Annotated in this window: 29 protein-coding genes and 2 pseudogenes; 19 read left to right on the plus strand and 12 right to left on the minus strand. The window is 73.4% G+C overall.

What is annotated here, in order from left to right; all coding sequences use genetic code 11:
* Positions 1-96: 96 nt before the first annotated feature.
* Entirely contained in the window at positions 97-864 is a 768-nt protein-coding gene (locus ABZS42_RS16950) for a polyprenol monophosphomannose synthase (protein WP_355146177.1), read from the minus strand.
* 153 nt (positions 865-1017) lie between these two features.
* Positions 1018-1449 (minus strand): SRPBCC family protein, encoded by a 432-nt coding sequence (locus ABZS42_RS16955; RefSeq protein ID WP_355146179.1) that lies wholly within the window; start codon positions 1447-1449, stop codon positions 1018-1020.
* Between the two features lie 284 nt (positions 1450-1733).
* Between ABZS42_RS16955 and ABZS42_RS16960 the strand changes: the two are divergent.
* The 8 genes and pseudogenes from ABZS42_RS16960 to ABZS42_RS16995 form a co-directional block, all read left to right on the plus strand.
* Positions 1734-3401, plus strand: a pseudogene (locus ABZS42_RS16960) (HAD-IIIA family hydrolase); the annotation flags it as partial.
* Between the two features lie 131 nt (positions 3402-3532).
* Positions 3533-4510 (plus strand): glycosyltransferase, encoded by a 978-nt coding sequence (locus ABZS42_RS16965; RefSeq protein ID WP_355146181.1) that lies wholly within the window; start codon positions 3533-3535, stop codon positions 4508-4510.
* Positions 4495-5712 (plus strand): glycosyltransferase, encoded by a 1218-nt coding sequence (locus tag ABZS42_RS16970; RefSeq protein ID WP_355146183.1) that lies wholly within the window; start codon positions 4495-4497, stop codon positions 5710-5712. Before ABZS42_RS16965 ends, ABZS42_RS16970 begins: the two co-directional genes overlap by 16 nt.
* On the plus strand, positions 5712-6398 hold the full coding sequence (locus ABZS42_RS16975) for an SIS domain-containing protein (protein WP_355146185.1): 687 nt from the start codon (positions 5712-5714) through the stop codon (positions 6396-6398). Before ABZS42_RS16970 ends, ABZS42_RS16975 begins: the two co-directional genes overlap by 1 nt.
* A gap of 10 nt (positions 6399-6408) precedes the next feature.
* Entirely contained in the window at positions 6409-7911 is a 1503-nt protein-coding gene (locus ABZS42_RS16980) for a PfkB family carbohydrate kinase (RefSeq protein WP_355146187.1), read from the plus strand.
* Entirely contained in the window at positions 7908-8609 is a 702-nt protein-coding gene (locus ABZS42_RS16985) for an SDR family oxidoreductase (RefSeq protein ID WP_355146189.1), read from the plus strand. The genes ABZS42_RS16980 and ABZS42_RS16985 overlap by 4 nt, the downstream gene beginning before the upstream one ends.
* On the plus strand, positions 8606-9559 hold the full coding sequence (locus ABZS42_RS16990) for a glycosyltransferase family 9 protein (protein WP_355146191.1): 954 nt from the start codon (positions 8606-8608) through the stop codon (positions 9557-9559). Before ABZS42_RS16985 ends, ABZS42_RS16990 begins: the two co-directional genes overlap by 4 nt.
* Complete coding sequence (locus tag ABZS42_RS16995) at positions 9543-10526, plus strand: DNA topoisomerase IB (protein ID WP_355146193.1); 984 nt, start codon at positions 9543-9545, stop codon at positions 10524-10526. The genes ABZS42_RS16990 and ABZS42_RS16995 overlap by 17 nt, the downstream gene beginning before the upstream one ends.
* Positions 10527-10611: 85 nt before the next feature.
* Here the strand turns inward: ABZS42_RS16995 and ABZS42_RS17000 are convergent, their stop codons facing one another.
* Entirely contained in the window at positions 10612-11373 is a 762-nt protein-coding gene (locus ABZS42_RS17000) for a TetR/AcrR family transcriptional regulator (protein WP_355146195.1), read from the minus strand.
* A 79-nt stretch (positions 11374-11452) separates the two neighbouring features.
* On the opposite strand from ABZS42_RS17000, the gene ABZS42_RS17005 reads away from it, so the two are divergent.
* Positions 11453-13039 carry an MFS transporter gene (locus ABZS42_RS17005; RefSeq protein WP_355146197.1) on the plus strand — a complete coding sequence of 529 codons (1587 nt, stop codon included), beginning with the start codon at positions 11453-11455 and terminating at the stop codon, positions 13037-13039.
* Positions 13040-13066: 27 nt separating this feature from the next.
* Here ABZS42_RS17005 and ABZS42_RS17010 read toward each other — a convergent pair whose 3' ends face one another.
* From ABZS42_RS17010 to ABZS42_RS17030, 5 genes and pseudogenes are all read right to left on the minus strand, one after another.
* Complete coding sequence (locus ABZS42_RS17010; protein ID WP_355146199.1) at positions 13067-13570, minus strand: hypothetical protein; 504 nt, start codon at positions 13568-13570, stop codon at positions 13067-13069.
* Positions 13571-13645: 75 nt separating this feature from the next.
* Positions 13646-13819: pseudogene (locus ABZS42_RS17015) on the minus strand (recombinase RecQ); the annotation flags it as partial.
* An 18-nt stretch (positions 13820-13837) separates the two neighbouring features.
* A complete protein-coding gene (locus ABZS42_RS17020; protein ID WP_355146201.1) occupies positions 13838-14500 on the minus strand; it encodes a haloacid dehalogenase-like hydrolase in 663 nt (220 codons plus the stop codon).
* Positions 14501-14572: 72 nt separating this feature from the next.
* Positions 14573-15523, minus strand: a complete 951-nt coding sequence (locus ABZS42_RS17025) for a TIGR03557 family F420-dependent LLM class oxidoreductase (protein ID WP_355146203.1) — start codon at positions 15521-15523, stop codon at positions 14573-14575.
* A 97-nt stretch (positions 15524-15620) separates the two neighbouring features.
* Entirely contained in the window at positions 15621-15746 is a 126-nt protein-coding gene (locus ABZS42_RS17030) for a hypothetical protein (protein WP_281251427.1), read from the minus strand.
* Positions 15747-15964: 218 nt separating this feature from the next.
* Between ABZS42_RS17030 and ABZS42_RS17035 the strand changes: the two genes are divergently transcribed.
* Positions 15965-17461, plus strand: coding sequence for a glycoside hydrolase family 3 N-terminal domain-containing protein (locus tag ABZS42_RS17035; protein ID WP_355146205.1), 1497 nt, complete (start codon positions 15965-15967; stop codon positions 17459-17461).
* A gap of 82 nt (positions 17462-17543) precedes the next feature.
* Here ABZS42_RS17035 and ABZS42_RS17040 read toward each other — a convergent pair whose 3' ends face one another.
* Positions 17544-17834 (minus strand): GNAT family N-acetyltransferase, encoded by a 291-nt coding sequence (locus tag ABZS42_RS17040; RefSeq protein WP_355146207.1) that lies wholly within the window; start codon positions 17832-17834, stop codon positions 17544-17546.
* Complete coding sequence (locus ABZS42_RS17045) at positions 17831-19057, minus strand: cysteine desulfurase-like protein (RefSeq protein ID WP_355146209.1); 1227 nt, start codon at positions 19055-19057, stop codon at positions 17831-17833. Before ABZS42_RS17045 ends, ABZS42_RS17040 begins: the two co-directional genes overlap by 4 nt.
* A 62-nt stretch (positions 19058-19119) precedes the next feature.
* On the opposite strand from ABZS42_RS17045, the gene ABZS42_RS17050 reads away from it, so the two are divergent.
* The 7 genes from ABZS42_RS17050 to ABZS42_RS17080 all read left to right on the plus strand — a co-directional run bounded on the left by ABZS42_RS17050 (position 19120) and on the right by ABZS42_RS17080 (position 23404).
* Positions 19120-19488 (plus strand): hypothetical protein, encoded by a 369-nt coding sequence (locus tag ABZS42_RS17050; protein ID WP_355146211.1) that lies wholly within the window; start codon positions 19120-19122, stop codon positions 19486-19488.
* 65 nt (positions 19489-19553) lie between these two features.
* Positions 19554-20375: a DUF1206 domain-containing protein gene (locus ABZS42_RS17055; RefSeq protein ID WP_355146213.1), complete on the plus strand. Its 822-nt coding sequence runs from the start codon at positions 19554-19556 to the stop codon at positions 20373-20375.
* 69 nt (positions 20376-20444) lie between these two features.
* Positions 20445-21641: a mechanosensitive ion channel family protein gene (locus ABZS42_RS17060; protein WP_355146277.1), complete on the plus strand. Its 1197-nt coding sequence runs from the start codon at positions 20445-20447 to the stop codon at positions 21639-21641.
* 221 nt (positions 21642-21862) lie between these two features.
* Positions 21863-22297: a phage holin family protein gene (locus ABZS42_RS17065; RefSeq protein ID WP_355146215.1), complete on the plus strand. Its 435-nt coding sequence runs from the start codon at positions 21863-21865 to the stop codon at positions 22295-22297.
* Positions 22294-22641 carry a DUF3618 domain-containing protein gene (locus tag ABZS42_RS17070; protein WP_355146217.1) on the plus strand — a complete coding sequence of 116 codons (348 nt, stop codon included), beginning with the start codon at positions 22294-22296 and terminating at the stop codon, positions 22639-22641. Before ABZS42_RS17065 ends, ABZS42_RS17070 begins: the two co-directional genes overlap by 4 nt.
* Positions 22638-22910: a DUF4235 domain-containing protein gene (locus ABZS42_RS17075; RefSeq protein WP_355146219.1), complete on the plus strand. Its 273-nt coding sequence runs from the start codon at positions 22638-22640 to the stop codon at positions 22908-22910. Before ABZS42_RS17070 ends, ABZS42_RS17075 begins: the two co-directional genes overlap by 4 nt.
* 290 nt (positions 22911-23200) lie before the next feature.
* Positions 23201-23404, plus strand: a complete 204-nt coding sequence (locus tag ABZS42_RS17080) for a cold-shock protein (protein WP_013732668.1) — start codon at positions 23201-23203, stop codon at positions 23402-23404.
* Between the two features lie 131 nt (positions 23405-23535).
* On the opposite strand, the gene ABZS42_RS17085 is transcribed toward ABZS42_RS17080, so the two are convergent.
* Entirely contained in the window at positions 23536-23733 is a 198-nt protein-coding gene (locus ABZS42_RS17085) for a hypothetical protein (protein WP_076470225.1), read from the minus strand.
* Positions 23734-23857: 124 nt separating this feature from the next.
* Entirely contained in the window at positions 23858-24841 is a 984-nt protein-coding gene (locus ABZS42_RS17090) for an aldo/keto reductase (protein ID WP_355146222.1), read from the minus strand.
* Between the two features lie 83 nt (positions 24842-24924).
* Here ABZS42_RS17090 and ABZS42_RS17095 point away from each other — a divergent pair, with 83 nt between their 5' ends.
* Positions 24925-25719 carry a trans-aconitate 2-methyltransferase gene (locus tag ABZS42_RS17095; RefSeq protein ID WP_355146224.1) on the plus strand — a complete coding sequence of 265 codons (795 nt, stop codon included), beginning with the start codon at positions 24925-24927 and terminating at the stop codon, positions 25717-25719.
* Complete coding sequence (locus tag ABZS42_RS17100) at positions 25716-26741, plus strand: adenosine deaminase (protein ID WP_355146226.1); 1026 nt, start codon at positions 25716-25718, stop codon at positions 26739-26741. The genes ABZS42_RS17095 and ABZS42_RS17100 overlap by 4 nt, the downstream gene beginning before the upstream one ends.
* Positions 26742-26832: the final 91 nt, after the last annotated feature.

The following is a 26832-nucleotide window of genomic DNA, read 5'->3' on the forward strand; positions in this document are numbered from 1 at the left end:
TGCCCGCCGACGCCACCTTGCGGCAGCCAGGACAGCCCCGTCGCCGACGTGGGGGAGAGCCACGCCGGCGACGGTGGCCGATGCTGCGAAGCGGCGTCAGCGCACGACGTTGCGGTGCTTGCTGCGCAGCTTGAAAGGCATCAGCGCGCTTTCGATCTTGGTGGCGGTGGTCATCTTCGAGGCGCCCTCCCGGCGCTCCTCGAAGCGGATCGGCACCTCGAGGATCGTGTGACCGAGCTTGGTGGCGAGGTAGTGCATCTCCACCTGGAAGCTGTAGCCGTTGGACTGCACCCGCTCGAGACCGATGTCGTGCAGCGCGTCCGCACGCCAGATCTTGAAGCCGGCCGTGAGATCACGGATCCGCACCCGCAACAGGGTGTGTACGTACAGGTTCGCCCAGCCGCTGAGCGCGCGGCGGTACAGCGGCCAGTTCTCGTCCAGCTCGCCACCGGGCACGTACCGTGAGCCGATCACCACGCCGGCCTGCGTCGACAGGAGCGCGCCGAGCATGCCGGGCAGCGCCTCCGGCGGATGCGACAGGTCCGCGTCCATCTGCGCCACGTACTCCGCGCCCCCGTCGAGGGCACGACCGATCCCGTCCACGTACGCCCGTCCGAGGCCCTCCTTGCCCGGCCGGTGCACCACCTCGATGCGGTCGGGGTGCTCGATGGCGAGCTTGTCCGCCACCTCGCCGGTGCCGTCCGGGGAGTTGTCGTCCGCGATGAGGATGCGCAGGCCCGGCAGCGGCAGCGCGAGGAGCCGCTCGACCAGCACCGGGAGGTTCCCCGCCTCGTTGTAGGTGGGTACCACGACGGTCAGTCGTGCGTCGCGCCACGGAGCGGGCAGCTGCACGGGTTCGATCATGACGGACATCCTCGGTTTGCCGACAGGGATTCCTTGAGAGGGTAGCTACTTGCCGTATCGGTGTCGTAAAGGCTCCCCGATCGGGGGTTGCGCGCGCCGGCTCCTCCGCTCTCACGAACGATCCATCACGGTGATCGTCCGGGCGGCTCAGCGTCAGCGCCGGACGTCCTCGTGCCGGGTGGCGATGTCGGAGAGCCGCTTCAGCGTCTCCTCGTTGCGCAGGTGCAGCACCAGGTCGTTGAGCTTGTTCCGGACCCAGCGCAGCGGACCGGCCGCGAAGTCCTCTCCGATCCGCACCCGGGTGGCGCCCGCGCCGACGGGATCGAGGGTGAAGGTGACGATCGCCTCGCCGGCCGGCCAGAGCCCGGCGCGCAGGACCAGTTTGCGCGGCGGTTCGCTGAGCAGCACGGTGGAGGAGTCCTCCAGGGAGAAGGGCCACGGCCCGGCCCGGTGGTGCAGGCTGCTGCCCACCTGCGGCCAGTTGTCGTCCACGTCACGGACGTGCGTGGTGCCGACGACCCAGTCGCTGTACGTCCATCCGTCGGCGAGCACGTCGAAGACCCGCTCCGGGGATGCGTCGATCACTTTCTCCACAATCGCCACTGGTCCCTCATACCCCCGCTCCGGCCGCGGCTAACGGTCGCCACGGGTTAGCTTCTCCGGGGCGACGGGTAAGGCGAGCGCGGGCGCCGCAGGGTGGCTCGTGGGACGCGTGTGCTGCCGCCGCGTCGAGGCTGACGTTTACTCCCCGGGGCGCAGGGAACCCGCCGCCCGTGCGACAGGACCAGGTGGAGCCGGATCAGCGCAGGTCAGCCGAGGTTTATGCCGGTGCTGACCGGGGCGCGTCCGGGCCGGTCCTGTTCGACGCCGTGTTGTTCGACCGGGACGGCACCCTGGTGGAGGACGTGCCGTACAACGGTGATCCGGAGAAGGTGCGGCCCGTCGCGGGGGCCCGGGCGGCGCTGGATCGACTGCGCGCCGCCGGCCTGCGGCTGGGTGTGGTGACGAACCAGTCGGGCCTCGCGCGGGGCTTGTTCACCCCAGCGCAGATGGCGGCGGTGCACACCCGGGTCGAGATGCTGCTGGGACCCTTCGACACCTGGCGGGTGTGCCCGCACGACGACGAGCACGCGTGCGGATGCCGTAAACCCGCGCCGGGATTGGTGCGGGCTGCGGCTCGGGACCTGGGGACGGTGCCGGGCCGGTGCGTCATGGTGGGTGACATCGGCCGCGATGTGACAGCGGCGCTGGCGGCGGGCGCCGCCGGGGTGCTGGTGCCGACGCCGGTGACCCGACCAGAGGAGATCGCCGCCGCACCGTGGGTGGCGACCGACCTGCCAGCGGCCGTCGACGAGATCCTGCGCCGGCAGGCCGCCGTGACGCCCGGCACCGCGCCCTGGCCGACGTCCGCCGGCAGGAGCGGCAGCCGGCCGGAGCGCGGGTCCGGTGGCGCGAACGCTGTCCGACCGGAGCGGCCGGCCGTGGTGGGGTGGACGCCTGCCGACGCGCGTCCCGCGCCGACGGGCCGGCGCGGGACGGTCCTGGTGGTGCGGGCCGACTCGGCGGGCGACGTTCTGGTCACCGGGCCGGCGATCCGGGCCGTCGCGGCCGGCGCCCACCGGGTGGTGATGCTGTGCGGCCCGCGCGGGCGGGCCGCCGCCGACCTGCTGCCCGGCGTCGACGAGGTCGTGGAGCACCGGTTGCCCTGGATCGATCCCGCCCCCGGGACGATCGACCCGCACGACATGCACACCCTGACCGCACGTCTGGCCGCCGTGGACGCCGACGAGGCGGTCATCTTCACCTCGTTCCACCAGTCGCCGCTGCCGCTGGCGCTGCTGTTGCGCATGGCCGGCGTGCCGCGCGTCGCCGCGATCAGCGAGGACTATCCCGGAAGCCTGCTCGACCTGCGGCACCGCGTCCCGGCCGGCGTACCCGAGGCCGAACGTGCCCTCTCCCTCGCCGCCGCGGCCGGCTACGGCCTGCCGGACGGCGACCAGCCGGTGCTCCGGCTGCGTACCGGTGCGGTGCCGCCACCCCCGGCGTGGCTCGGCCCGCCGGGCTACGTCGTGCTGCACCCCGGCTCGTCGGTGCCCAGCCGGGCCTGCCCGCCCGACGTGGCCGTCCGGCTCGGACGGACGCTGACCGACGCCGGGTACCGGCTGGTGGTGACCGGCACGCCGCAGGAACGGGAGCTGACCGCGACGGTGGCCGGAACCGCCGGACTCGATATCGGCGGTCGCACCGGGCTCGCGGAGCTGGCCGGGGTGATCGCGAACGCGGCGGCGGTGGTCGTCGGCAACACCGGTCCGGCACACGTGGCGGCGGCGTGCGGGGTGCCGGTGGTCAGTCTCTTCGCCCCCACCGTCCCGTTCGGACAGTGGGGACCGTACCGGGTGCCCACCGTCCGGCTCGGCGACGCGACGGCCGCCTGCCGGGACACCCGCGCCGCCACCTGTCCCGTCCCCGGGCACCCCTGCCTGTCCGCGGTCGAACCGGCCGAGGTGCTCACGGCGTTGCGCCTGCTCGACGTACCCGCGGACGGCGCCCGGACCACGACGGCCGGCCCGACCACGACCGCGGCCCGGGCCACGACGGCGGGTCCGACCGTGACGGCCGGACCGTACGCGGCCGGCGCGGCGGTGACCGCCCGGGGCGGGAGCAGCTGATGAACATCCTGCTCTGGCACGTGCACGGCTCCTGGACCACCGCGTTCGTGCACGGCCGGCACCGCTACCTCGTCCCGGCCACTCCGGACCGTGGCCCCTACGGTCTCGGCCGTGCCCGCACCTATCCCTGGCCGGACGCCGCGGTCGAGGTCAGCCCCGACGACCTCCCCGACGCCGACGTGGACGTGGTCATCCTGCAACGCCCCGAGGAGTTCGACCTCGCCGAACAGTGGCTGGGCCGCCGCCCCGGCCGCGACGTGCCCGTCGTCTACGTCGAGCACAACACCCCCAAGGACGGCGACGTCCCGCACAGCCGGCACCCCATGGCCGACCGCGACGACCTGCTCGTCGCGCACGTCACGGCGTTCAACCAGCTCTTCTGGGACACCGGCGGAACCCGCACGACCGTGATCGACCACGGCATCGTGCCGCCGACGGTGGAGTACACCGGCGAACTCGACCGACTCGCCGTCGTGATCAACGAGCCGGTACGCCGCTGGCGGGTGACCGGCACCGACCTGCTTCCCCGGTTCGCCGAGATCGCCCCGCTGGACGTCTTCGGCATGAAGGTGACCGGGCTGGCCGAGCACCTCGGGCTGCCGCCCGACCGGGTGACCAGCCACGACGACGTGCCGCAGTCCCGCATGCACGAGGAACTGGCCCGGCGGCGCGCGTACCTGCATCTGTGCCGGTGGACCTCGCTCGGGCTGAGCCTCATCGAGGCGATGGCGATCGGCATGCCGGTCGTCGCGCTCGCCACCACCGAGGCGGTGATGGCCGTACCGCCGGGTGCGGGCGCTCTCGACACCCGCGTCGACACCCTGCTGGAGGCCACCCGCCGGTTCATGACCGAGCCGGCGCTCGCGCGGCAGGCGGGCTCGGTGGCCCGGGCCACCGCCCGCGACCGGTACGGCCTCGACCGTTTCCTCGCCGACTGGGACCGGCTGCTGGAGGAGGAAGTATGCGCATCGCGATGATCTCGGAGCACGCCAGCCCGCTCGCCATCCTCGGCGGGGAGGACGCCGGCGGCCAGAACACGCATGTCGCGGAGCTCTCCGCCGCGCTCGCGGCCGCCGGGCACGACCTGCGGGTGTACACCCGCCGCGACGCCGTGGACCTGCCGGTGACGGTACGCGGCCCCGACGGGTACGACGTCGTGCACGTACCGGCCGGACCGGCGGAGCCGCTGGCCAAGGACGCGCTGCTGCCGCACATGAAGGAGTTCAGCCGCTGGCTGGTCGAGCGGTGGCGGGGCGGCGACTGGGTGCCCGAGGTGATCCACGCGCACTTCTGGATGAGCGGGCTCGCCGCGCTCGCCGCCGGTCGGCAGACCGGTGTGCCGGTGGTGCAGACGTACCACGCGCTCGGCGTCGTGAAGCGTCGCTACCAGGGGGTTCAGGACACCAGCCCGGCCCGGCGGGTGGCCTACGAACGAGAGCTGGGCCGGTCGGTGGACCGGGTGATCGCCCAGTGCCAGGACGAGGTCGGTGAGCTGGTCCGGATGGGCGTGCCCCGGTCCCGGATGACGGTGATCCCGTCCGGGGTGAACCTGAGCACCTTTGCCCCGCTCGGCCCGGCCGCCGAGCGCCAACCCGGGCGGTCCCGGATCCTGACCGTCGGCCGGCTGGTGGAACGCAAGGGCTTCCAGACGGTCGTCCGGGCGATGGCGCTGGTTCCCGACGCCGAGTGCGTGGTGGTCGGCGGGCCGCCGGCCGGGCTGCTCGAGAGTGACCCGTACGCCCGGCGGTTGCGGGCCCTCGCGCGCACCTGCCGGGTGGCCGACCGGGTACGTCTGGTCGGCGCGGTGCCCCGGGAGGAGATGGGTCGCTGGTACCGGTCGGCGGACGTCCTGGTCGCCGCGCCCTGGTACGAGCCGTTCGGGCTCACCCCGCTGGAGGCGATGGCCTGCGGCGTACCGGTGATCGGCACGGCGGTGGGCGGGCTCAAGGACACCGTGGTCGAAGGGGTCACCGGTGACCTGGTCCCGGCCCGGGACCCCCGCGCCCTGGGCACCGCGATCCAGCGGCTGCTCGACGACCGGATCCGCCGTTTCGCGTACGCCACCGCCGCACAGGAACGAGCCCGACTGCGCTACTCGTGGGCGGCGACCGCCGAGCGGCTGGCGGAGGTCTACAACGAGGTGGCCGCGGTGCACCGGCCCACCGGGGTGGTGGCCTGATGGCGACCTCGCTGCTCGACGCCCACCTGGCGAACCTGGCAGCAGCCCTGCTGCCGTACCGGGAGTGCGAGCGGCTGCTCTCCTGCTGGGGTGAGACGCTGGCCCGCCGGCTGGCCGGCGGTGGGCGGCTGCTGGTGGCCGGCAACGGTGGCAGCGCCGCCGAGGCGCAGCACCTCACCGCCGAACTCGTGGGCAAGCTTCGCGACGACCGCCAGCCCCTGTCCGCCATCGCCCTGCACGCCGAGACCTCGGCGGTCACCGCCATCGCGAACGACTACGGCTACGACGAGGTCTTCGCCCGCCAGGTACGCGCCCACGGCCGCGCCGGCGACATCCTCCTGCTGCTGTCCACCAGCGGCGCCAGCCGCAACCTGCTCACCGCCGCCCGGGCCGGCCGCGAGGCCGGCCTGCTCTGCTGGGCGTTCACCGGCCCCGCCCCGAACCCGCTCGCCGAGGCCTGTCACGAGGCGCTCGCCGTCGCCTCACCGGACAGTCAGGTGGTGCAGGAGTTGCACCTGGTCTCCAGCCACGTGCTCTGCGAGTACGTCGACCAGGAGCTGCCCGCCGCGCTCGCCGCCGCGGCCGGCGCACCCGCCGACGAGTCGGTCCGACCGGGCAGTGTGCGCGCCGGGGTGGAGGTGGTGCTCGACGGCGGAGCCGGGCAACAGGTACAGGCGCGAGGATGAGGAGGGAAGCGTGACGGGACCTGTCGTGGTGGTCGGTGACACCCTGCTCGACCGGGATGTCGAGGGAATGGTCAGCCGGCTCTGTCCGGACTCGCCGGTGCCGGTGCTCGACGAGACCGGGTACGTCGACCGGCCCGGCGGCGCCGGCCTGGCCGCGGTCTTCGCCGCCGCTCAGGGCGCCGAGGTGGTGCTGGTGACCGCGCTCGCCGACGATGCCGGCGGGGCCCGGCTGAGCTCGCTGCTGACCGCGGCCGGCGTTCAGGTGTACGCGCTGCCGCTGACCGGCGCCACCCCGGAGAAGATCCGGCTGCGGGCCGGCGGCCGGGTGTTGCTGCGGCACGACCGCGGCGGTGTTCCCGGCGAGCCCGGTGAGCCCACCGACGCGGTGCGGCGGGTCATCGCGAACGCCTCCGCCGTCGTGGTCAGCGACTACGGCCGCGGGGTGGCCCGGCAGCCGGCGCTGCGTGCCGCGCTCGCCGCGACCCGGGCGCCGGTGGTGTGGGATCCGCACCCGCGCGGGCCGGCCGCGGTGCCCGGCGTGCAACTGGCCACGCCGAACGAGTCCGAGGCACGTGAGCTGATTCCGGCGCTGCCCGGGGCGACCCGGCTGGCCACCGCCTCGCGGGCCGCGCAGGGTCTGCGTCGGCGGTGGCGGGCCCGCGCGGTCGCGGTGACTCTCGGCGGGGACGGGGCGCTGCTCTGCCACACCGACTCGACCCCGCTGGTGGTGCCCGCTCCGAGCACCGCCGAGGGAGACACCTGCGGGGCCGGTGACCGGTTCGCGGTCGCCGCCGGCCTCGCCCTGGCCCGGGGTGCGCTGGTGTCCGAGGCCGTCCAGGAGGCGGTCGCCGAGGCGTCCGCGTACGTGGCCGCCGGGGGAGTGGCGGCCGCGCTGCCGCCGCCGGCGAGGAGGGAGCCGGGCGCGGTGTCCGGTCCGGCCGGGGAGCGGATCGGCATCGCCGAGGTGGCCGCGGTGCTCGCCGAGGTACGCGCGGCCGGCGGCACGGTGGTCGCCACCGGGGGCTGTTTCGACCTGCTCCACGCCGGGCACGTCGCGACGTTGCAGGCGGCCCGGAAGCTCGGCGACTGCCTCGTGGTCTGCCTGAACTCCGATTCCAGCGTGGCCGGATTGAAGGGGCCGGACCGGCCGGTCGTGCCGCAGGGCGACCGCGGCCGGTTGCTGGCGGCGCTGAGCTGCGTGGACGCGGTCATGATCTTCGACGAGCCGACGCCGCACGCGGCGCTGTCCTGGCTGCGCCCCGACATCTGGGTCAAGGGCGGCGACTATGCCACCGGCGCCGGGGACGCGCCCGCCCTGCCGGAGGCGGAGATCCTGCGTCGCTGGGGCGGTCACACGGTGGTCGTGCCGTACCTGGACGGTCGCTCCACCACCGACATGATCGCCGCGGCCCGGGCCGGCGGTCAGCCCGCCGGCGCGTGTTGTGCCGCCGCCCGGTCGTCCGAGGGCGACTGGGCCGCCGCGCCGGTGCCGGCCGTGGAGCGTGCGCGATGACGGGCGCTCCGGCCGGAACCGGAACGACGGTCCTGGTCACCGGCGGATCGAGCGGCCTGGGTGCGGCCGTCGTCGCGGCGGTCGCCCGTTCCGGCGGCCGGCCGCTGGTGATCGACCGGCAGGCGCCCGGTGACGGGGTGCCGTGGGTCGAGTGCGACCTGGCCGACACCCGGGCCGCCGAGGCGGCCACCCGGCAGCTCGCCGAGCGGTCCGGCGGCCTGGACGCGGTGGTGACCGCGGCCGGAATGGACGTGCCGGGACGGCTGGCCGACGTGCCGGCCGAGACCTGGGAGCGGATCGTCGCCGTGGACCTGCTCGCCACCGCCGCGGTGATCCGGGCGGCGCTGCCCTACCTGGAGGCGTCCCGCGGCACCATCGTGACCGTGGCGTCGACCCTCGGCGTCAAGGCGGTCAGCGACGCCACCGCGTACTGCGCGGCGAAGTTCGGGGTGGTCGGCTTCACCCGCGCCCTCGCCACCGAACTCGCCGGCACGGTCGGCGTCACCCTGCTCATTCCGGGCGGCATGCGTACCGCCTTCTTCGACGAGCGCGACGAGCAGTACCGTCCCGGTCCGGACGCGGTGCTCAACGATCCGGCCGACACCGCCGCCGCGGTCATGTTCGCGCTGGCCCAGCCGCCCGGCTGCGCGGTACGGGAGATGGTGGTCTGCGCCGAGCAGGAGTCGTCGTACCCGTGATCCTCGTGCTGCGCGCGCTCGGTGTCGGCGACCTGGCCACCGCCGTCCCGGCGCTGCGCGCGCTGCGGGCCGCCCACCCGGACCGGGAACTGGTGCTCGCCGCGCCGGCCTGGCTGGCGCCGCTGGTCGAGCTGGTCGGTGACGTCGACCGGCTGGTCGACACCCCGGGCCTGGGACGGACCCGCTGGACCGGGCCGCCGCCGCAGCTGGCGGTGAACCTGCACGGCCGGGGACCGCAGTCGCACCGCACGCTCGCCGCCGCCCGGCCCGGCCGGCTGCTCGGCTTCGCCAACTCGGAGGCCGGGTTCGCCGACGGGCCCGCGTGGAGCGAGTCCGAGCACGAGGTGGCGCGGTGGTGCCGGTTGCTGGCCTGGTACGGCATTCCCGCCGACCGGTCCGACCTGGCGTTGCGTCGGCCCTCGGCGGCCGGCGTGCCGGTGGGGGTGAGCGTGCTGCACCCCGGCTCGAAGATCGTGGCGAAGCGCTGGCCGTCCGACCGGTTCGCCGCGCTCGCGCGCAGGCTCGCCGCACGGGGCCACCGGGTGGTGCTGACCGGCTCGCCGGACGAACGGGACCTGGCCGCCCGGGTGGCCGCCGCCGCCGGGCTGCCCGTCGCCGCCGTGCTGGCCGGTCGTACGGGGCTGCGTGAGCTGGCCACGCTGGTGGCGTACGCCCGGGTCGTGGTGAGCGCCGACACCGGGGTGGCCCACCTGGCGACCGCCTTCGGGACCCCGTCGGTGGTGCTCTTCGGTCCCGTGCCACCGGCCCGTTGGGGGCCGCCGCCGGACCGGCCACGGCACCGGGCGATCTGGGCCGGCGAGAGGGATTGGCCCAGCTGGGACGGGGTAGGAAGCCATCCGTCATTGACGGTCCTCGGGGTCGACGAGGTGTCGACCGTGGTGGACGAGGTGGAACGGGTGGTGCGGGAGTCCGGTGCGGTTGCGACGTAGCGATCCGGGCCGGCCGGGGTACCGGCGTCGTCGGCGCGGCAAGGGCTGGCTCTTCCTGGACCCGGCCGGTGAGCCGGTGCGGGACCAGGACGAGCTGGCCCGGCTGCGTGCCCTGGTCGTACCGCCGGCGTGGCGCGACGTGTGGATCTGCCCGTGGCCGAACGGGCACATCCAGGCCATCGGCGTCGACGCCGCCGGCCGCAAGCAGTACGTCTACCACCCGAGCTGGCGGGAGAAGCGCGACGAGGCGAAGTTCGACCACGTGCTGGAGGTGGCGCGGCGGCTGCCCGCGTTGCGGGCGCGGGTCGACCGGGACCTCGGTGGCCGGGGACTGAACCGTGACCGGGTGCTCGCCACGGTGGCACGACTGCTGGACATGGGGGCGTTCCGGGTCGGCAACGACCAGTACGCGGCCGGCGACGACCCGACGTTCGGGGTGTCGACGCTGCGCCCCGAGCACGCCCGGTCGCGGCGTGGCTGCGTGCTCTTCGAGTTTCCCGCCAAGGGCGGGATCGAGCAGGTACGCCTCATCGAGGACCCGGAGCTGTGCCGGGTGCTGACGAACCTGCGCCGGCGTCGACGCCTCGCCGAGCGTCTCTTCGGCTACTGGGACGGGCGTGACTGGCGGGACGTACGCGCCGACGAGATCAACGAGTACCTGCGCCACGCCAGCGGCGGGGAGATGACCGCGAAGGACTTCCGCACCTGGCACGCCACCGTGCTGGCCGCGATCGAACTGGGCACGGCGGAGCCGGCCCGGTCCGCGACCGCCCGGAAGCGGGCGGTGGCCGCGGTGATGCGGGAGGTGGCGGAGCTGCTCGGCAACACGCCGACCGTCGCCCGCACGTCCTACGTGGATCCCCGCGTGGTCGACCTCTATCACGACGGCGTCGTGGTGACGGTGGATCCGGGCGAGCCACGCGAGAAGGCCGAGCGGGCGGTGCTGGAGCTGCTGGAGGAGGCCTGATCGGCGCCGCCGCGGTCATTCTCGACCCGCCGACGGCGCTCTGCCGTCCGGCCGGTGCCGCTGTCCCGTCGGTGCCGCTGTCCGGTCAGGCGTTCCTGGCTCGGATCAGGGTTTCGACGCCGTCCAGCAGCCGGTCCAGGCCGAAGACGAATTCGTCGTCCGGTCCGTCGTCCTGGTCGAGCACGCCGGCGCTGATCACCGCGTGCAGCGCCGGGAAGCGGGCCGGGTCGGCCAGCCGGGCGATCAGCTGCCCGTACTCCGGCATGATCTCGTCGATCCGCCGGCCCGACGCGGCGCTGGCCTCCCGGAGCTGAGCGGTGAGTAGCGCGTCGTTCCGCACGTATCCGGTGAGCAGCAGCATCACCGACATCTTCTCGGACTCGCCGAGCCCGGTGCCGGCGAGGCAGCGGAGTCCGTTCTCCAGCCACGAGAGCTGGCCGGGGGCGAGCGGTGGACCGCTGATCGGGACCCGGACCACCCACGGGTGCCGTTGCAGCGCGGCACGTTCGGCCGCCGCCCACCGGGCCAGCCCGGTCCGCCAGTCCGGCCCGGTCCCGCCCGGGGCGGGCGGCTCGCCGTATGCCGCGTCGACCATCAGGGTGAGCAGCTCGTCCTTGGCGCTGACGTACCGGTAGAGGGCCATGGTCGCCGCGCCCAACTCCTTGGCGACTCGGCTCATCGAGACGGCGGCCAGCCCTTCGGCGTCGGCGAGGGCGACGGCGGCGGCCACGATCGCGGGCAGGGCCAGCCCGGGACGTGGCCCCTTGGGCGCGCGTTCCCGTAGCCCCCATGCCGCCGCTACGACCGGCGGCAGCGCCGGGCCGGTCTCGTCGTTTGTCGGCTCCACGATTCCTCCTTGCCGGCCCATCCTAGTTCTGCGTATGGTCTACGCAATTAAGCGTATGACATACGCAGAAGGAGTTCCCATGACTTCCACACCCCGTGCCGGACGTCGCGAGTGGATCGGCTTCACCGTGCTGATGCTGCCCCTGCTCCTGGTCTCGATGGACGTGTCGGTGCTCTACTTCGCCGTCCCCTTCATCAGCGCGGAGCTGAGTCCGACCAGCACCCAACAGCTCTGGATCTTCGACGTCTACGGCTTCGTCCTGGCCGGGCTGCTCATCACCATGGGTGCGCTCGGCGACCGGATCGGCCGGCGTCGGCTGCTGCTCTTCGGCGCGGTCGCGTTCGGCGCGGCGTCGGCACTGGCCGCGTACGCCGACAGCCCCGGCACACTGATCGTGGCCCGGGCGTTGCTCGGCGTCGGCGGCGCGACGCTGATGCCGTCGACGCTGGCGCTGATCCGCAACATGTTCCACGACGAGAAGCAGCGCGGCACGGCCATCGCCATCTGGACCGCCGCGCTCACCAGCGGCATCGCCATCGGCCCCGTCCTCAGTGGCATCCTGCTCGAACACTTCTGGTGGGGGTCGATCTTCCTGATCAACCTGCCGGCGATGGCCCTGCTGCTCCTGCTCGCCCCGGCGCTGGTGCCGGAGTTCCGCAACCCGCACGCCGGGCGCCTCGACGTGCTCAGCTCGGCGCTCTCCCTCGCCGCGCTGCTCCCGGTGATCTACGGCGTCAAGGAACTGGCCCGGGCCGGTTGGGCGACCGGCCCGGCGCTGGCCATCGCCGCCGGCCTGCTGGTCGCCCTGCTCTTCGTCCACCGCCAGCGCCGCCTCGCGTACCCGATGGTCGACCTGGCGCTGCTGTGCCGTCGAGCCGTCGGCGGCGCCATCGGGGTCAACCTGGTGGCCATGTTCGCCATGGTCGGCTTCGCCATCTTCACCACCCAGCACCTCCAGTCGGTGCTCGGGCTCAGTCCGCTGCGGGCGGCCCTGTGGAGCCTGCTGCCGTCGGTGGCGGTCGGCGGGATCGCTCCGGTCGCGGCCGCGTTGGCGCGGCGGATCGACCGGGCCTGGCTGATCGGTGCCGGATTCGTCATCGCGGCCGCCGGTTTCGTGGTGCTCACCCGGGTACCGGCCGACGACGGGCTGCTCACCCTGCTGCTCGGTGCCAGCATCTACGCGGCCGGGTTGGTGGTGGTGATGTCACTGGTCACCGAACTGGTGCTCGGTGCCGCCCCGCCGGAGCGCGCCGGGATGGCCTCGGCGCTGACCGAGTCGAGCAGCGAACTCGGCGGGGCGCTCGGCATGGCGGTGCTGGGCAGCGTGGGCAGCGCCGTCTACCGGCGCGAGCTGGTCGACGGGCTGCCCGACGGGCTGCCCGTCGACGTGGTGGCCTCGGCCCGGGAGACCCTGGCCGGTGGGCTGGGGGTCGCCGAGGGGCTGGCCGGTCCGGCAGCCGCCGCGGTGCGCGACGCCGCCGTGGGCGCGTTCACCGATGGACTGCACCTGGCTGCCGCCGGCGCCGGAGCGCTGATGCTGCTCGCCGCGGCGCTCACCGTGCTGACGTTGCGCGGCGTGGCCGTCGCGGTGCGGCAGGACCAGACCGGTCCCGCCCAGGACGCCGAACCGGCCCCGGTCGACCCGGTTCCCGCCGTGCGTCGCTGAGCGGGTCGGTCCGGCGCGGGTCGAGGTTCAGTCGTTGAGTACGCGGGCCAGCCGGTCGCGGAACCGCCGCTCGGAGTCGCTGATCGCCTCGCCGCCGAGTCCCAGCACACCGCCGCTGGACGCCGCGCCGACCACCTGCTCGGCGATCTCCACAAGCCAGTGCTTGTACGCCCCGGCCTCGCCCTCGTCCGTCCGGGCAGCGAGCAGGGCCGCGGCCTCGCCGGCCCGGCCGAGCACGTCGTCGATCAGCGCCTGCGGGTCGCTGGGGGAGACGGCGGGCAGTTCCTCGCCGGTCTCCGGGTCGCCGACCCGCGTGACGATCTCGCCGGCGACGGCGGCGACCAGCGGGCTGGCCGACTCGCGGCCGGCGGCGATCGTCTCCAGGCCGGCCGCGTTCTCGGCCATGGTGCGGCGCGTGCCGTCGGACTCGGCGGCGCTCGCCGCGGTCAGCACCGACTGCGGCAACCCGACCAGCAGCCCCCACTCCCCGTCGGAGAACCCGAACCCGGTGTACGCCGGTTGTTCGATCACGGCAACGCCCCTTTCCGCCTGTCTGCTCGTGCCCGTCCTCGGGCGCTGCGCCAGCGGCGCGGCGCCCGGCTCAGGCTAGTCCAGCGTCAGCAGGTCCTGTTCGGACACCACACGCACGGACAGCGTCTTGTACCCCACCTCGTCGAAGAGAACCCTCATCCGGTCCTCCTCGTAGCCGAGCACGAGCCCCGGCCCCCACTCCGGGTGGCGGACCCGGCTGTGCACCGGGAACGGCCCGACCGCGCCGTCGTCTGCGGTGCAACGGATTCACCGAGTGCTGGCGACCAACCGGCTCAGCACCGGGAGCACACTGCGCAGGTCGCCGTCGTCGACGCTGGCCGTCGCCACCGCCCGGGCGCCCGCCGAGGCGTTGAACGCCACGCTCACCCCGACGTGTGCGAACAGCGGCAGGTCCGACCGGCTGTCTCCGACTGCCCCGCACGCGTCCGGCGCCAACCGCATCTCCCGTGCCTGAGCGAGGGCGAAGTCCCGCTTGTCGTACTCGTCGAAGTGCCGGGCGACGCGGCCCGTGAACCGTCCGTCGACGACCTCCAGACGCGGTCCGCTGAACGAATGGAACCCGAAGCGGTACGCCAGGTAACTGCCCACCGGGGACCAGGCCAGGGTCGCCAACACGGGCACCAGGCCACTGCGGCGGCACCACGTCACGGTCTCCGCGATACCCGCCACCAGGGGAAGGTCGGTGAGCCAGCCGGAGACCCGCTGCTCGGGCACGCCGGCCCATCCGGCCGCGTCCAGCTCCGAGACCTGTCGGTTGTCCAGCACTCCGGCGGCGTACGCGTCCTCCGCCTCCGCCAGCTCGGTACGGTGCCCGAGGAAGCCCGCCAGGAAGACCGAGGAGCTCGTGCCCGGGACGAGGGTGCCATCGACGTCGACGAACACGGCACCCGCGTGACCAGATGAGAACACGGGCCAAGGATGCCAGCGCCGCGCCGCGACGGACAGGCCGACCCGGGCTGGTCACCGTCGCACGGTGCCGGCTCAACGGAGGCGGGGCAGGATCTCCCGCTGGTAGAGGTCGAACAGGCCCTGGGTGTGGGGGCCGGTGTTGGCCACGTACACCTCGTCGAAGCCGGCCTTGGCGTACTGGTCGATCATCTCCAGGTGGGCCTCGGCGTTGTTGCCGCAGACGAACGACTCCTTCATCATCTCCGGCGCGACCAGCTGCGAGACCTGCTCGAAGTGACGTGGTGAGGGAAGCACCTGGGACAGCTCACCCGGCACGCCGGAGTTCGGCCACCGCTCGTACGCGACCTGCGCGCCCTCGTCCTCGCTGTCGGCGTACGCCGCCTTGAAGCCGCCCTGGCACGGCTTGTCGCCGCCCCCACCCTCGCGGAACCGGCGCACGAGGTCGGGGTCGGGTGTGGTGCAGATGTAGCCGTCGCCGACCCGGGCGGCCAGGTCCACCGCCTTGGGGCCGAAGCCGGAGACGTAGATCGGCGGCGGCGTGTCGGGCCGGGTGTAGATCCGGGCGTGCTCGACGGTGTAGTGCTTGCCGTGGTGGTTGACGAAGCCGCCCCGCCACAGCTCGCGGATCACCTCGATCGCCTCCCCGAGCATCTCCAGCCGCACGTCGGCCTGCGGCCAGGCGTCGCCGAGGATGTGCTCGTTCAGCGCCTCTCCACTGCCGACGCCGAGCACGAACCGGCCGTTGTGCAGCACGGCGCTGGTCGCCGCCGCCTGCGCGATCACCGCCGGATGGATCCGTACGGTCGGGCAGGTGACCGCGGTGGTCACCGGCAGCCGGCAGACCTGGCTGAGCGCGCCGATCATCGACCAGACGAAGGCGCTCTGCCCCTGCGCGTCCAACCAGGGGTGGTAGTGATCGGAGATCCAGAGTGCCTGGAAGCCGGCCCGTTCGGCGCCGCGTGCCTGGTCGAGCAGCTCGGCCGGGGTGTACTCCTCGGCGGCGAGAAAGTATCCGATCTTCATGCTTCTCCCTCGTGACGTCACCGGGTCAACGAGGGCAGCGGTACCCAGGCACCGGGGCGGGCACACCGCCGCCGCGGATGGCAGGCCGAAGTGACCGTCAGCGGCGGCGGAACATCGCCCGGATCGCGGCGAGTAGCAGTAGGCCGCCCACCACCACTCCCAGCAGTCGTACGCCGGGCACGTCGGCCGGGCTGGTCGCGTCGGCCAGCAGCGTGGGTTCCATGCCCCGCACTCTGCCCACCGGCCCCGCCCTCGGCAACTGTAAGGTTTATTGACTATTTGTTGGCGCGATGTGACCATGGCAGCACCGCCCGCCCGAGGCGGGCCAGAATCGCGAAGAAAGTGGGGGTACGGGGGCCGAATGAGTGAGCGCAGCGAGAAATTCATCAGGTGCGGTGCGGACGAGCCTCGTGCCGGTGCCGGCCGCTGGGAGGCACGGGCATGAGCCTTCCGGCGGGCCACCTGGCCGCGCTCGCGGCCGCCGTCCTGCAGCCCGGCTTCGTCGGCACCACCCCGCCGCCCTGGGTCCGCCGCTGGCTCGGCGAAGGGCTCGGGTCGGTGGTGCTCTTCGCCCGCAACGTGATCGACCACGAGCAGGTCGCCGCGCTCACCGCGGCGCTGCGCGCGGAGCGTCCCGACGTCATCGTGGCGATCGACGAGGAGGCCGGCGACGTCACCCGGATCGAGTCGGGCCGGGGCAGCTCGCGCCCCGGCAACTTCGCGCTCGGCGCCGTGGACGACCCGGAGCTGACCGAGGAGGTGGCCCGCGACCTCGGTGCCGATCTCGCGAGCCTCGGCGTCACCCTCGACTACGCCCCGGACGCGGACGTGAACTCGAACCCGGCCAACCCGGTGATCGGGGTACGGTCCTTCGGCGCCGACCCGGAACTCGTGGCCCGGCACACCGCCGCCTGGGTCCGCGGGCTGCAGGCCGGCGGCGTCGCGGCCTGCGCCAAGCACTTCCCCGGCCACGGCGACACCCAGGTCGACTCGCACCATGACCTGCCGTTGATCGGTGGCGGGCGGGCGCAGCTGGAGGCCGTCGAGCTGGCCCCGTTCCGGGCGGCGGTGGCCGCCGGCGTGCAGGCGGTGATGACCGGCCACCTGCTCGTGCCGGCGTTGGACCCGCAGCTGCCCGCCACCCTGAGCTCGCGCATCCTCGGCGGGCTGCTCCGCGACGAGCTGGGCTTCTCCGGCGTGGTGGTCACCGACGCCGTGGAGATGCGCGCGGTCGCCGACCGGTACGGCTACGCCGGCGCCGCCGTCCGTGCCCTGGTGGCGGGCGCGGACGCGATCTGCGTCGGCGGAGAGCGGGCCGGCGAGGAGGACGTCCGGGAACTACGGGACGCGATCGTGGCCGCCGTGGTCTCCGGTGAGCTGCCCGAGGAACGGCTCGCCGAGGCGGCCAAGCGGATCGGCCAGCTCACCGAGTGGACAGTCGCCGCCCGGGCCGCGCGCCCCGCCCGACCCGGCCTGCCGGTCGACACCTCGCCCATCGGGCTGGCCGCCGCACGGCGTGCGCTGCGGATCACGGCCCCCACCGGCGCCGACGTCCTGCCGCTGACCCGTGCGGCGTACGTGGTCGAGTTCGAGCCGCCGCGCAACATCGCGATCGGGGCGGAGACCCCGTGGGGTATCGGCGCTCCGCTCAGCGAACTGCTTCCCGGCACCACCACCCGCCGGTACGCGCAGCCGGACGTGCCGGTCGACCCGACCGTCGGAGCCGACGGACGGCCGGTGGTGCTGGTCGTCCGCGACCTGCACCGGCACGACTGGATGCGTGATGCGGTGCGGCGGTCACTGGCCGCCCGCCCGGACGCGGTGGTGGTCGAGCTCGGGGTACCCACACTGGTCACCGGCACGGTGCACGTGGCCACCCACGGGGCGACCCGGGCCGCCGGGCAGGCCGTCGCCGAGCTGCTGACCGGGGCGGGCTGAGGCCCGTCCGGCCCCGGCGACAGGCGTCGGGGCCGGGCAGCCCGACGGCGGCGCGGGGCCAGGGATGACGGCCGGCCTGCGGTCAGAGCTCGTCGATCACCAGGGTGGCGTACTCGGGGTGACGGTCGATGAAGGCGGCTACGAACGAGCATCGGGGCACCGCCCGGCCGCCCCGCGCGCGAACGTGGTCCAGCGCCCGGCGAACCAGCTCGGACCCGACGCCCATGTCCCGGTACCGCGGGTCCACCACGGTGTGCGTGAAGACCAGCACCTCGCCCTGGGGCTGGTCGTACGCGGCGAACCCCGCCAGCGCGCCGTCGACCAGGATCTCGAACCGGCGCTTGGCGGGGTTGTCCTTGACCAGGCTGCTCACCCGGCCATTGTCCTCCCGGCGGCGGCCAGCCGGTCGAGTTCACCGAGCAGCCGGTCCACCTCGTCGGCGGTGTTGTAGTGGTAGATGCTGGCCCGCACCGCGCCGCCGCTGTCGCGCAGCCCCATCGCGGTGAAGTACTCGTAGGCGTAGTAGTCCCCGGCCGAGAGGCAGAATCCGGCTTCGCCCAACGCCGCCTGGGCCTGCCCCGGCGACATCCCGGCGATCCGGAAGGAGACCGTCGGCCAGCGCCGCGCCGGGGCACCCAGGACGGTGATCCCGTCCAGCCCGGCGAGCCCGGTGAGCAGCCGGTCCAGCAGCGCCTCCTCGTGGGCCCGGGCGGCGGTCAGTCCCGCCCGGAGGCGGGCCCGCCGGTCGCCGGTGGCCGCCGGGTCCAGCGCCGCCAGGTGATCGACCGCCGCGGCGACCCCGGCGAGCAGCGGGAAGCTGGGGGTGCCGTACTCGAAACGCTCCGGCACCGCGTCGGAGGAGGGGATCAGCTTCGCGGGGCGCAGCGTGCCCCAGAACTGCGGATCACCCACCATCGCCGCGAGGTGCGGCCCGGACCACTTGTACGCGCTGGTGACCAGCACGTCCGCGCCGAGTTCGGCCAGGTCGGTCGGCGCGTGCGGGACCGCGTGCACCCCGTCCACGCAGGCCAGGGCGCCGGCCGCGTGCGCGATCTTGGCGATCGCCGCGACGTCCGGAGCGGTGCCGATCGCGTTGCTGCCGGCGGTCACCGCGACCAACCGGGTCCGCTCGGTCACCAGGTCGGCGTACTGGTCGACGGGCAGGTCGCCGGTGCTCCGGTCGAACTCCGCCCACCGCACGGTCGCCCCGGCCGCCTCGGCGGCCTGCACCCAGGGGCGCACGTTCGCGTCGTGATCGAGTCGGCAGAGCACCACCTCGTCGCCGGGGCGCCAGCCGGCGCCGAGCGTACGGGCCAGGGTGAAGAGCAGCGCCGTCGCGCTCGGCCCGAGCACCACACCCGCCGGATCGCCGCCGACCAGGTCGGCCACCGCGGCCCGCGCACCGGCCACCAGTTCCAGCGCGCGCCGACCTGGAAGGAAGGCGCTGCTGCGGTTGCTGACGGCACTGCGCATCGCCCCGGCGACCGCGTCGATCACCGGCGTGGCGGTCTGGCTGCCACCGGCGCCGTCGAAGTGAACGAACCCCTCGGCCAGGGCGGGATAGGCGGCGCGGACCTTGGTGACGTCGAACGGCATGTCGCGACCCTAACGCGCGTCCGTGCCGGGCAGCCTGGCGGGCGTCTCGTACTGTCGGCGAGATGATTGACCGACCTGGTAACACCTCGCTGACCCCCGCCCGCCGCGCCGCCGGCGCACTGGCCGGCCTGGCGCTCGGCGTCGCCCTGCTGGCCGGTTGCAGCTCCGAGGGTGCCGACACCGACTGCAGCATCGCCGGTTCCTGCACGATCACCTTCCAGCGCGGCGTCGAGGCGAGCGCGAGCATCCTCGGCGTCGAGGCCACGCTCGTCGGCGCCGAAGACGACCAGGTGACCGTCGAGGTCGCCGGTGAACAGGTCACGCTCATCACCGGCCAGCAGGCCGCCGAGGTGGGCGGTCTGGCGGTCACGCTGGACAGCGTCACCGACCAGGAGGTCAAGATCCGCGTCTCGCAGGGCTCCGGCGGCTGACTCCGCCGCGGGCGGCGGTGGCGCGCCACGTTTGGCGATCATCCCCGGCGGAGATTGTGGCTGCCATGTCACTCACCCGTACCGCCGAAGCCACCGCCTCCCGCACGGCGAACAGCCGGTGGCTGGAACTGCTCACCCGGGCCGGCTTCGTCGGCTACGGGATCGTGCACCTGCTCTTCGCCTGGTTGGCGTTGCAGATCGCGTTCGGCCGGTCCGCCGCCGACGGCGACCAGTCCGGCGCGCTGCGTACCCTCGCCGCCCAGCCGCTCGGCAAGGTACTGGTCGTCGTGACCGGCGTCGGCCTGCTCGCCATGGCGATCTGGCAGGCGCTGGAGGCGGCCACCGGCCACCGCGCCGAACGTGGCCGGCAGCGCACCTGGGAACGGATCGCCTCGCTCGGGCGCACCGTGGTCTACCTCTACTTCGCGTGGACCGCGTTCAAGGTCTTCGCCGACGCCGCGTCGAACAGCGCCGACCAGCAGGAGGCGCTCACCGGCCGGATCATGGAGTCCACCGGCGGCCGGTGGCTGGTCGGCCTCGCCGGGCTGGTGCTCGCCGCGATCGGTGTCGGGCTGGTCGTCTACGGGCTGCTCAAGCGCTTCGAGAAACACCTCAGGACGGGCGAGATGAGCGCCCGCACCCGCACGTTCACCCGCCGGCTCGGGATCGCCGGATACACCGCCAAGGGGGTCGCGTACGCCATCTCCGGCCTGCTGGTGATCGTCGCCGCGGTGAACTACGACCCGGAGAAGGCCCGCGGGTTGGACGCCGCGCTGCACACGTTGCGCGAACAGTCGTACGGCTCCCTGCTGCTGACCCTGGTCGCGCTCGGTATCGCCGCGTTCGGCCTGTTCTGCTTCCTCCAGTCCCGCTACCGCCGCGTCTGACCCGGCCACACCGTGCCGGACGGCTCGCCCGTCCGGATACCGAACGTGACCGGATCAGAGGAGAACCCTGTGCAGAACTACCTGGAGATGATCGTCGCCGTGTTCGCCGCGGCGGCGATCGCTCTCTTCGTGGCCGCGGTGGTGCACCGGTCGACCCGTCGACTCGGCCGCCGGTCGAGGCTGATGACCGAACTCACCGACCACGCGCACCGTCCGTTCCAGGTGGCCGCCACCGTCGTGGCGATCCAGTTCGCGGTCCGGTTCACCACCACCTACGCGGTCGGCACCCCCTGGCGGCGGACCCTGCTGCACCTGCTGGTGCTCGCGGTCATCGCCAGCGCCGCCTGGCTGGTCGCCGCGCTGCTGGTGGTGGTGGAGGACACCGCGCTGGCACGGTTCCGGGTCGACGTGCCGGACAACCGGCACGCCCGGCGGGTACGCACGCAGGTGGTGATGCTGCGCCGGCTGACCATCGTGGTGATCGTGATCCTGACCCTCGGCGTGATGCTGATGACCGTCCCCAGTGTGCGTGGGGTGGGTGCCGGGGTGCTGACCAGCGCCGGTGTGGTCGGGGTGGTCGCGGCACTGGCCGCGCAGAGCCTGCTCGGCAACGTCTTCGCCGGGCTCCAACTCGCCTTCAGCGACGCCGTGCGGCTCGACGACGTGGTGGTCGTCGAGGGGGAGTGGGGGCGCATCGAGGAGCTGACCCTCAGCTACGTGGTCGTGCAGATCTGGGACGACCGCCGGCTGATCCTGCCGACGTCGTACTTCACCAGCACGCCGTTCCAGAACTGGACCCGTACGGAGGCGGCGGTGCTCGGGACCGCCGAGTTCGATGTGGACTGGGCGGTACCGGTACAGGCGATGCGGGAGGAGCTCCGCCGCCTGGTGGAGAGCACCGAGCTGTGGGACGGACGGGTCTGCGTGCTCCAGGTGACCGACGCGACGGGCGGCGCCGTCCGGATCCGCGCGTTGGTCAGTGCCGCGGACGCCGGCAGTCTGTGGGATCTGCGCTGCCTGGTCCGCGAGCACCTGGTCGCCTGGGTGCGCGACCAGCGCCCGACGGCGATGCCCCGGGTCCGTACGGAGCTCGGCGACGCCCGCAGCGAACTGCCCTGCCAGTGGGTGCGGCCGCGGCGCCCAGCCCGGCGGCCGACCGACGGGGAGGTCCCCGACGACGCGCGGCTCTTCGGCGGCAGCGACGACGGCGACGCGCGCAGCGAGGCGTTCGTCGGCCCCGACGAGCCCGTGGAATCGCGCCGCTGACCTGTCGGGTGCCCGCCGGTCACGTTTCCTTCCGGTGGGCGTGGGCGTTTTCCGTGTCGGGGAGGGCGGGAGCGCGAGGACCGACCCGGTCCGGGAGGTTTGACCCGGCTGCTACCGGGGACCTGCTGCCGGACGTCTCTTCGTGGTCTGGGCGGACACGCACAGGATTGACGAACGGCGACCCCGGGCATACAGCGCGGTGATGACGAAAGGAGGACAGCATGGCTGACCTGGCGAACGCCCGCACGTCCCGCAATGGGAGCGAGCCCTCCACCGCCGAGTTGGTGCAGCGGGCCACCGAGCAGCTCTCGCGCCTCGTACGGGACGAACTGGCGCTGGCCCGGGCGGAGTTGACCCAGAAGGGTAAGCACGCCGGCATCGGTCTCGGCCTCCTCGGCGGGGGCGGAGCGATGGCGTTCTACGGCCTCGGTGCGCTGGTCGTCACCGTCGGGCTGCTGCTGGACCTGGTGTTGCCCGGCTGGGCTGCCGCGTTGACCGTCGCGGTCGGTCTGTTCCTGCTCGCCGGCATCCTGGCCCTCGTGGGCAGGCAGCAGGTCAGCCGCGCCGTCCCGCCGCTTCCGGCGGCGACCGTCCGCAGCGTGAGAGCGGACGTGGACGTCCTCGCCGCGGCGGTCAAGGACAGGGGACGCTCATGACGAGCAACGGTCACGGACGGGTGGACACCGAGGCGCTGCGGGACGAGATCCGGAGAACCCGGGTCGAACTGGGCGAGACGATGGAGGCACTCGCCGCCAAGGCCGATGTCAAGGCTCGCCTGAAGGAGTCCGCCGGCCAGGCCCGGCAGCGGATGCGGGAGCAGGCCGCGTCGACCGTGGCCCGGCTGCGCGGGCAGGCGGCGGAGATCTCGGGGCTGGCCCGCGCGGACATGGCCCAGCAGGGCGAGATGATGCGGCGTAACCCCACGCCGTGGGCGGCGGTCGCGGTCGGCGCGGTCGCCGTCGTCGTCGCAGTGCTGGTCATTCAGGGGAGGCGCAGGTGAGCAAGGGCATCGGCAATGTCGCCTACAAGCCGGTCGGGGTGCTGCTCGGGATCGCTGCCGGCACCGTCGCCGGTTCGATCTTCCGGCAGGTCTGGAAGCTCACTGCGGGCGACGGCGAGGCGCCCAGCGCCACCGACGAGGACCGCGGCTGGGTCGAGATCCTCGCGGCCGCCGCACTGCAGGGCGCCATCTTCGCGATCGTACGGGCGGCTGTGGACCGTGGCGGGGCGGTGGGCGTACGCCGCCTCACCGGACGCTGGCCCGAATGATCCGTATCTTCGTGTCAGGTCCCCTTCCGCATCGACGGGAAGGGGGCCTTTCGCATGGCGGTAAGGGCCCACCCAGCGGATCTCTGACGACCGTCAGGTCACATGTCGGAGAATTTCGTCGGGTAGACTGTGCAGAGTTTTTGCGTACGTGGTTTGCTGTCCCCGCTGTTGAGAGATGGCGTGGGTTGAGAGAAGTCTCCTTCACTGGGGGCCGCCTCAGGCGCCGCTGCTCGAAAACGGCCAATCGGCCGCACGGCGTGCTCGGCCGCCAGTTTTAGAAGGAGATACACATGGCGCAGGGAACCGTGAAGTGGTTCAACGCTGACAAGGGCTTCGGCTTCATCACCGTCGACGGCGGGGGTGCTGACGTGTTCGTCCACTTCTCGGCCATCCAGAGCAGCGGCTACCGCACTCTGGAGGAGAACCAGCGGGTGGAGTTCGAGATCGCTCAGGGCCAGAAGGGCCCGCAGGCTGAGCAGGTCCGCCCCCTCTGAGCAGCGTTGACCGGCAACTGAACGGTCAACAGTCTGATCCGTTCACGGATCAACAGTGAGACCCCGCGTCCCGCCCGGGACGTGGGGTCTTCCGTTTCCATCGCCGCCCGAGCCGGGCGGCTCGGGCGGGGTCAGGGGCGCCGGCGGCGGGCGCGCAGGCCGAACCAGATCCCCACGAGGCCGGCCAGTGACACCACCGGCCCGGCGACCACCCAGATCCGTTCGCCCGTCATCACACTGCCCTCGACGTAGCCCAGCCCCTGGACGGTCCAGACGGCGCCGATCACCAGCGCCAACAGGCCGAGGGTCAGCAGGAACCAGCCCCTCATCGGGTACCCCCTTCCCGGCGCCGCAGGCCCACCGGTCGGCGGTGGGCCCCTGGCGTGGTCCGCCGGCGGTCGGGTCCAGCATCCCCGCAAGCGACGGCGGGGGCGAGGACCCGACTCGCGCGGGTCACCACCGATTGTGGATCTGCGGGCGGATCAGCTCGTCGTAGACGTCCCGGACCCCGTCGAGTTGCTCGGCGGACAGCGGCGGCAGCCCGGCCGCCTCGACGTTGCGCCGGGCCTGCTCGGTGTTGCGCGCGCCGGGAATGACCACGGTGACTCCGGGCTGGTCCACCACCCAGCGCAGCGCGAACTGGGCCATGCTGCTCTCGGGGCCGACCAGCGGCGCGAGCCGGCGTACGGCCGCCAGCCCCAGTTCGAAGTCGACACCGGAGAACGTCTCGCCGACGTCGAACGACTCGCCGTGCCGGTTGTAGGTGCGGTGGTCGTCCGGGCCGAAGGTGGTGTGCTCGTCGTACCGGCCGGAGAGCAGTCCGCTGGCCAGCGGTACGCGGGCGATGATGCCGACCCCGGCGGCGGCCGCGGCGGGCAGCACCCGTTCGAGGGGCTTGTGCCGGAGCGCGTTGAGGATGATCTGGACGCTCGCCACACCGGGCCGGGCGATCGCGGTGAGCGCCTGGTCGCAGGTCTCCACACTCACCCCGTACGCGCCGATGGCGCCTTCGGCGACCAGCGTGTCCAGTGCGTCGAAGACCGCGTCGTCGGCGAAGACGGCGGTGGGCGGGCAGTGCAGCTGGACGAGGTCCAGAGTGTCCATACCGAGGTTGGCCCGGGAGCGGTCGGTCCACTCGCGGAAGTGCGCCAGGGTGTACGCCTCCGGCCGCTGCTCGACCCGGCGGCCCATCTTGGTGGCGACGGTCAGTCCGGCGTCGGGGCGTGCCCGCAGGAAGCGGCCGATGAGCTGCTCGCTGCGGCCGTCGCCGTAGACGTCCGCGGTGTCGAGGAAGGTGACGCCGGTGTCGACCGCGGCGCTCAGGACCGCCATCGCGTCGTCCTCGGTGACCGTGCCCCAGTCGGCGCCGAGTTGCCAGGCGCCGAGGCCGACGACGCCGACGGTCCGACCGAGTCGGGGGAAGGTGCGCTGCTCCATGCCGACGAGCCTAGTGAGCGGCTTGCCGGGTCGGGCACCGGCCCGTACCGTAAAAAAGACGAACGTACGGTTTGGGAGGCGCCATGTGGGATCCAGCCGCGTATCTGCGTTACGGCGACGAGCGGTCTCGACCCTTCTACGACCTGGTCGCCCGGATCCCGGCCCGCCGGCCGCGCACGGTGGTCGACCTCGGCTGCGGCCCCGGTCAGCTCACCGCCACCCTGGCGCAGCGCTGGCCGGCGAGCCGGGTGATCGGCCTGGACTCGTCGCCGGAGATGATCGAGCGGGCGGGCGAGCTGGGCGCGCCCGTCGAGTTCGGCGTCGCTGACGTACGCGACTGGCGACCCACGCCCGAGGTCGACGTGGTGATCAGCAACGCGGTGCTCCAGTGGGTGCCCGGGCACCAGGACCTGCTCCGGAGCTGGGCGCGGCAGCTGCCGGCCGGGGCCTGGCTGGCGACGCAGGTGCCGGGGAACTTCGACGGCCCGTCACACCGGGCGCTGCGCGAGGTCGCCGGGCGTCCGGCCTGGCGCGAGACGTTGCTCCCGCTGCTGCGGGAGGCTCCGGTCGACGACCCCGCCGACTACGCGGCGCTGCTGACCGGCGCGGGCTGCGCGGTGGACGCCTGGGAAACTACCTACGTGCACCTGCTCCCGGCCGACGTCGACGCCGCGCATCCCGTGCTCTCCTGGATGGAAGGCACCGCGCTGCGCCCGGTCCGCGCGGCCCTCTCGCCGGGCCGGTGGGCCGACTTCCGCGCCGAGCTGGAGGTACGCCTCGCCGAGGCGTACCCGATCCGTCAGGGGCAGGTGTACTTCCCGTTCCGCCGCGTCTTCGTCGTCGCCCACACCGGCGCCCGTGCCGAGGAGAACCTGTGACCGACCTGTCCGCCTTCATCGCCGGAATGCCCAAGGTGGAGCTGCACGTGCATCACGTGGGCTCCGCATCCCCTCGGATCGTCGCCGAGCTGGCCGCCCGCCACGAGGGGCGCAGCCCGGTGCCGGCCGACCCGGCGAAGCTGGTCGACTACTTCGAGTTCCGCGACTTCGCCCACTTCATCGAGGTCTACCTCAGCGTCGTCGACCTGATCCGTGACCAGGAGGACGTCTGGATCCTCACCCACGAGGTGGCCCGGGAACTGGCCCGCCAGCAGGTCCGGTACGCCGAGCTGACCATCACGCCGTACTCGCACGTCCGGCGGGGCATCCCCGCTCCGGCGTTCTGCGAGGCGATCGAGGATGCCCGCAAGCGGGCCGAGGCCGACTTCGGCATCGAGTTGCGCTGGTGCTTCGACATCCCCGGCGAAGCCGGCCTGGAATCCGCCGAGGAGACGCTGCGCATCGCCCTCGAGGAACGCCCGGACGGGCTGACCAGCTTCGGCCTGGGTGGTCCGGAGATCGGCGTACCCCGGCCACAGTTCAAGCCGTACTTCGACCAGGCCCGTGCGGCCGGGCTGCGTTCGGTGCCGCACGCCGGGGAGACCACCGGCCCGCAGACCATCTGGGACGCGCTGCGTGACCTCGGCGCGGAGCGGATCGGGCACGGCATCGCCGCCACCCAGGACCCGGAACTCATGGCGTACCTGGCCGAGCACCGGATCGCCATGGAGGTCTGCCCCACCTCGAACCTGCGCACCCGAGCGGTCGCCGACCTCGCCGAGCACCCGCTGCCACGGCTCGTCGAGGCGGGGCTGCTGGTCACCATCAACTCGGACGACCCGCCGATGTTCGGCACCACCCTCAACGACGAGTACGCCATGGCGGCCGGACTGCTGGGCGTCGGCGCGGAGGGGATCGCCGGGCTGGCCCGGGACGCGGTGACCGCCTCGTTCCTGGACCCGGCCGGCAAGCAGCGCATCATCGGCGAGATCGACGCGTACCTGGCGACCGCCGAGCGCTGAGCGGGCCTCGCGGGTGCTGATCCGGGGTCGGCGGTGGGAAGGGCGCGCGGCGGGAGTAGGTGTGGGGGGACCGATTCTCCCGCCGCGCGCA

This window comes from Micromonospora sp. NPDC005367 (assembly GCF_040606825.1).
Taxonomy (GTDB): Bacteria; Actinomycetota; Actinomycetes; order Mycobacteriales; family Micromonosporaceae; genus Micromonospora.

What these genes read in the sequence shown, in the direction of transcription:
- ABZS42_RS16950 (WP_355146177.1), bottom strand. Translation starts at nt 864, where the DNA reads ATGATCGAACCCGTGCAGCTGCCCGCTCCGTGGCGCGACGCACGACTG.
- ABZS42_RS16965 (WP_355146181.1), top strand. Translation starts at nt 3,533, where the DNA reads ATGAACATCCTGCTCTGGCACGTGCACGGCTCCTGGACCACCGCGTTC.
- ABZS42_RS16970 (WP_355146183.1), top strand. Translation starts at nt 4,495, where the DNA reads ATGCGCATCGCGATGATCTCGGAGCACGCCAGCCCGCTCGCCATCCTC.
- ABZS42_RS16975 (WP_355146185.1), top strand. Translation starts at nt 5,712, where the DNA reads ATGGCGACCTCGCTGCTCGACGCCCACCTGGCGAACCTGGCAGCAGCC.
- ABZS42_RS16985 (WP_355146189.1), top strand. Translation starts at nt 7,908, where the DNA reads ATGACGGGCGCTCCGGCCGGAACCGGAACGACGGTCCTGGTCACCGGC.
- ABZS42_RS17005 (WP_355146197.1), top strand. Translation starts at nt 11,453, where the DNA reads ATGACTTCCACACCCCGTGCCGGACGTCGCGAGTGGATCGGCTTCACC.
- ABZS42_RS17025 (WP_355146203.1), bottom strand. Translation starts at nt 15,523, where the DNA reads ATGAAGATCGGATACTTTCTCGCCGCCGAGGAGTACACCCCGGCCGAG.
- ABZS42_RS17030 (WP_281251427.1), bottom strand. Translation starts at nt 15,746, where the DNA reads ATGGAACCCACGCTGCTGGCCGACGCGACCAGCCCGGCCGACGTGCCC.
- ABZS42_RS17035 (WP_355146205.1), top strand. Translation starts at nt 15,965, where the DNA reads ATGAGCCTTCCGGCGGGCCACCTGGCCGCGCTCGCGGCCGCCGTCCTG.
- ABZS42_RS17045 (WP_355146209.1), bottom strand. Translation starts at nt 19,057, where the DNA reads ATGCCGTTCGACGTCACCAAGGTCCGCGCCGCCTATCCCGCCCTGGCC.
- ABZS42_RS17050 (WP_355146211.1), top strand. Translation starts at nt 19,120, where the DNA reads ATGATTGACCGACCTGGTAACACCTCGCTGACCCCCGCCCGCCGCGCC.
- ABZS42_RS17055 (WP_355146213.1), top strand. Translation starts at nt 19,554, where the DNA reads ATGTCACTCACCCGTACCGCCGAAGCCACCGCCTCCCGCACGGCGAAC.
- ABZS42_RS17065 (WP_355146215.1), top strand. Translation starts at nt 21,863, where the DNA reads ATGGCTGACCTGGCGAACGCCCGCACGTCCCGCAATGGGAGCGAGCCC.
- ABZS42_RS17070 (WP_355146217.1), top strand. Translation starts at nt 22,294, where the DNA reads ATGACGAGCAACGGTCACGGACGGGTGGACACCGAGGCGCTGCGGGAC.
- ABZS42_RS17080 (WP_013732668.1), top strand. Translation starts at nt 23,201, where the DNA reads ATGGCGCAGGGAACCGTGAAGTGGTTCAACGCTGACAAGGGCTTCGGC.
- ABZS42_RS17085 (WP_076470225.1), bottom strand. Translation starts at nt 23,733, where the DNA reads ATGAGGGGCTGGTTCCTGCTGACCCTCGGCCTGTTGGCGCTGGTGATC.
- ABZS42_RS17090 (WP_355146222.1), bottom strand. Translation starts at nt 24,841, where the DNA reads ATGGAGCAGCGCACCTTCCCCCGACTCGGTCGGACCGTCGGCGTCGTC.
- ABZS42_RS17095 (WP_355146224.1), top strand. Translation starts at nt 24,925, where the DNA reads ATGTGGGATCCAGCCGCGTATCTGCGTTACGGCGACGAGCGGTCTCGA.